This window comes from Stenomitos rutilans (assembly GCF_059505485.1).
The window spans coordinates 1-3,950 of record NZ_JCACKR010000050.1; the positions used below are offsets into that span (position 1 = coordinate 1).

4 protein-coding genes are annotated in these 3,950 nt (G+C 51.9%); 1 reads left to right on the forward strand and 3 read right to left on the reverse strand.

Going from position 1 to position 3,950, the window contains the following annotated elements; all coding sequences use genetic code 11:
• The 3 genes from AC5JLP_RS08640 to miaA all read right to left on the reverse strand — a co-directional run.
• The coding region (locus tag AC5JLP_RS08640; protein ID WP_496067526.1) for a Uma2 family endonuclease at nt 1–282 on the reverse strand (282 nt) is incomplete at its 3' end.
• On the reverse strand, nt 197–484 hold the full coding sequence (locus tag AC5JLP_RS08645; protein WP_496067529.1) for a hypothetical protein: 288 nt from the start codon (nt 482–484) through the stop codon (nt 197–199). The genes AC5JLP_RS08640 and AC5JLP_RS08645, both read right to left, overlap by 86 nt.
• A 45-nt stretch (nt 485–529) precedes the next feature.
• Nucleotides 530–1,681, reverse strand: coding sequence for a tRNA (adenosine(37)-N6)-dimethylallyltransferase MiaA (gene miaA / locus AC5JLP_RS08650; RefSeq protein WP_496067527.1), 1,152 nt, complete (start codon nt 1,679–1,681; stop codon nt 530–532).
• Nucleotides 1,682–1,808: 127 nt separating this feature from the next.
• On the opposite strand from miaA, the gene gyrB reads away from it, so the two are divergent.
• Nucleotides 1,809–3,746: a DNA topoisomerase (ATP-hydrolyzing) subunit B gene (gene gyrB / locus AC5JLP_RS08655; RefSeq protein ID WP_496067528.1), complete on the forward strand. Its 1,938-nt coding sequence runs from the start codon at nt 1,809–1,811 to the stop codon at nt 3,744–3,746.
• Nucleotides 3,747–3,950: the final 204 nt, after the last annotated feature.

Consider the following 3,950-nt stretch of genomic DNA (forward strand, 5'->3'; position numbering starts at 1 on the left):
TTTTTCATTTCCTTGTATGAAACCACCCTGCCCAACCCCAAAATCTGGGGGAACCGAGCCAATTAAAGCCCCCAGCATTGAGGGTTTGGGGGCAAATGCGTAAGTCCTATAGGTATAGTATTCTGCCACGCCGTAGCGATCGTAGAACAAGAGCTTACGTTCCATCTCGACCTTGCGATTGCCCGGTGAAAGTACTTCAAACACTACCTGCGGGGCAATGCCATCTTCCTGCCACTGCTGATACGAGCCGTCCCTTGGGTCGGCCAAAAACCACCATCGCATCAGGAGCCGTCCGAATCTTGGTATTGTCTTGGACGGGGTACCACAACAAATCACCTGCCACAAGGACATCCGGGAGATTGGCAAACAGCAGTTCCAGGTTTTCTTTAATGACCACAATCCATTGAAACTGCGCTGTATTATCTGCGATTGGGTTGCCATCACTGTCGGGGTAGATGGTATCGGGTTGGGTGAGCCGCAACATAGCTTTAACCTCAAATGTGCAATGCCTTGAGCGATCGTGTTTCCATTATTGACGATTTGCCAGAAACTCTTGTACTCGTTGCCAAACCTGTTCCAGTAAGTCAGGACTGTTGGTATCAAACCACTCGATCGCGGGCTCAGCCCGGAACCAGGTGCGCTGACGTTTAGCAAACTGGCGCGTATGCAGGACAGTTAGAGCTTTTGCTTGCTGCAATGAAAGGTCGCCTGTCACATGTTGTTTAAACTCCGCGTACCCTAGCGTGTTCAGTAGCGGCAAGTCAGCTCCGTATTTTTGGCATAACGCTTCGACCTCCTGCACTAAACCCGCTACCACCATCTGTTCTGTGCGTTGCTCAATCCGTTGATCGCTCTGCTCCACACTCTGACAATCCAACCCAATCTGCAAAATCGGATAGGTTGGCGGTTGTTCACCCTGCTGCACTGACATGGGCAATCCTGTAACGTAAAAAACCTCCAGCGATCGCAACGTCCGCACCTGATCATGCGGATGAATCTTCGCCGCCCCATCTGGATCGACCTGTTGCAAAAGCGCATAAAGCTGTACTTGACCCAACGCTTGCAGTTGCGATCGCAATTCCGGTTGGGGTGCAACACGCGGGATGTTTAACCCACGCACGATCGAGCGGATGTAGAGTCCGGTGCCGCCGACGAGGAGGGAGGGTGTGGGGTGTGGGGTGTGGGGTGTGGAGGGGGGTGAGTTTTGAGTTTTGAGTAGCGCTTCGCGCCGCGTTGCTAGAGAGTTTTCAGTTTTACCTTCTGCCTCTTCTCCCTGCCCCCTGCCCCCTGCCCCCTCTGCTCCAGACCTTCTGGCCCCTGCCCTCTGCCCCCTGCCCCCTGATTCAATCAACTCCCGCGCCCGCTCCTGATACTCCGCCACCGTCAACGTCTTAGTGGGATCGCAAATGTCAATTAAATAATGGGGCACCTGCTGCTGCTCGGCGATCGAAGGCTTGGCCGTACCGATGTTAAATTCTCGATACACTTGGCGCGAATCGGCACTGAGAATGGCAGAATCAACTCGTTTTGTTTCACGGAGGCGCTGTGCGAGCGCGATCGCCAGCCCTGACTTGCCCGTCGCCGTTGCACCACAAATTACTAGCAAATATGGTACAAGCGTACTGTTTTCAATTAAACTAGAGGAAGACGTTAATAACACGGTAGAAAGAGGTTGATCCATCCCCATCATAAACGGCGCTTGAAATTGCCCTAAAATCGCTCAAGACCCTTTTGTGTTATAATTTTGATAGGTTTTGCTATGATGAATCCTGCGACAGCCTTAGGCTAACTATTGGAGCGCTCCATCCATGACGAACAATTACGATACCGATCAGATTCGAGTCTTAGAAGGTCTTGAAGCTGTGCGGATGCGTCCCGGTATGTATATTGGCAGTACCGGACCACGAGGGCTTCACCATCTAGTTTATGAGGTGGTTGATAATTCCGTTGATGAAGCATTAGCGGGCTATTGTACGTCCATCCAGATTTCGTTAAATGCCGATGGGTCTGTCACAGTTGCCGATGATGGTCGGGGGATTCCAACGGGTATCATTCCCCGCACAGGTAAATCCGGCGTTGAAACTGTGCTGACGATCCTCCACGCGGGCGGCAAGTTTGGCGATGGTGGCTACAAGGTTTCGGGTGGACTGCACGGTGTTGGTATTTCGGTTGTAAATGCGCTGTCTGAATGGGTTGAGGTCAGCGTTTGGCGAGAAGATAAAGTGCATGTGCAACGCTTTGAGCGCGGTGTTGCAGCAACAGAGCTGGTGGAGCATCCGAGTTCGGAGAACCGCAGAGGCACAACGGTCTCCTTCAAGCCGGATGCAGAAATCTTTACCACCAGCGTTGAGTTTGACTACGCGACTCTTTCCGGGCGATTGCGTGAATTGGCGTACCTGAACGGCGGCGTGAAAATTACGTTTACTGACGATCGCCTCGATTTGCTGAAAAGCGATGAACCCCACGTTGAAACCTACTTCTACGAAGGCGGCATTCGTGAATACATCACCTACATGAACCGCGACAAGCAAGCGTTGCACGATGAAGTCGTCTATGTCCAGGGTGAGCGCAACAATGTACAGGTAGAAGTCGCCCTTCAGTGGTGTGTCGATGCCTACAGTGACAACCTGCTAGGGTTTGCCAATAATATTCGCACGATCGATGGGGGCACTCACCTGGAAGGGTTGAAGGCTGTGCTGACTCGCACGATGAACTCGATCGCCCGTAAGCGCAACAAGCTGAAGGAAAGCGACTCCAACCTGGCAGGGGAAAACGTTCGCGAAGGTCTGACGGGTGTCATTTCGGTTAAAGTGCCAAACCCAGAGTTTGAAGGACAAACAAAGACAAAGCTTGGCAACACGGAAGTGCGCGGGATTGTAGATTCCCTCGTCGGCGAAGTGCTGACCGAGTATTTAGAGTTCCGGCCTGGTGTGGCAGATGCCATTCTGGAAAAAGCGATCCAGGCATTCAACGCAGCCGAAGCGGCACGACGAGCGCGAGAACTGGTGCGCCGCAAGTCGGTGCTGGAGTCTTCCACCCTGCCTGGAAAGTTGGCTGACTGTAGCTCCAGAGATCCGTCTGAATCTGAGATTTTCATTGTGGAAGGGGACTCTGCGGGTGGTAGTGCCAAGCAGGGACGCGATCGACGTTTCCAAGCCATCCTGCCACTGCGAGGCAAAATTCTCAACATTGAGAAAACCGACGACTCTAAGATTTATAAAAACACTGAAATTCAGGCGCTCATCACGGCTTTGGGATTAGGCATCAAGGGTGAAGATTTTGATGCATCCAATCTCCGTTACCACCGGGTTGTCATCATGACGGATGCTGATGTGGATGGTGCCCACATTCGAACACTCTTGCTGACGTTCTTCTACCGCTATCAGCGAGCGATGGTCGATCAAGGCTACATCTATATTGCTTGTCCGCCCCTCTTCAAAATTGAGCGAGGGCGTAATCACAGCTACTGCTATAGCGAACGTGAACGAGACCAGATTATTGCTGGTTTCCCAGACAACGCAAAGTACGACATCCAGCGCTTTAAAGGGTTGGGTGAAATGATGCCACAGCAGCTTTGGGATACGACGATGAATCCAGACAGCCGCACCTTTAAACGGATTGAGATTGAAGATGCTGCCGAAGCTGATCGCATTTTTACGGTGCTAATGGGCGATCGAGTAGCACCACGCCGCGAGTTTATCGAAGCCAACGCTCCTAAGCTGAATCTGACCGACCTGGATATTTAGTGTGTGTCTAGTGCCCGTTGTTGCTATTAATCCGCTTTCTGGAGATACGAAGGCCCAATCGGATCGGCCTATTTTCTGCGATAGATTCGGAACTGTTATAGGGGTCAGCAGCAATTCGCGTGAAATGGGCTACCTACCTCAGAGAGGTATAACTAAATCGGGTAAGCCCCCGGCTTTGCCGGGGAGACTCTCAAACGTTTGACT